Annotated in this window: 1 protein-coding gene; it reads left to right on the top strand. The window is 54.1% G+C overall.

Annotated elements, in window-relative coordinates; translation table 11 throughout:
• On the top strand, positions 1–205 hold a 205-nt coding region (locus HC026_RS12680; RefSeq protein WP_168926239.1), incomplete at both ends, for a hypothetical protein.

The following is a 205-nucleotide window of genomic DNA, read 5'->3' as shown; positions in this document are numbered from 1 at the left end:
CAAGTCAGCCAACGGCGAAGGGACGTCAGTGGATCCAAAGGATTACTACAACGTCACTACGACGACTGATCCAGAAGGCGGGACTACCGATACCAAAGTTGATGGCAGCGGAGCCGTTACTGAAGTTACCAAGAACTGGTCCGACGGCGACAAGACGGTAGCCGTTATCGAAACGACACCAACGACTGATGGGACAGGCACAACG

The sequence above is a fragment of the Secundilactobacillus angelensis genome, assembly GCF_012641075.1.
GTDB lineage: Bacteria > Bacillota > Bacilli > Lactobacillales > Lactobacillaceae > Secundilactobacillus > Secundilactobacillus angelensis.
This window is presented reverse-complemented; position numbering and strand designations above follow the sequence as displayed.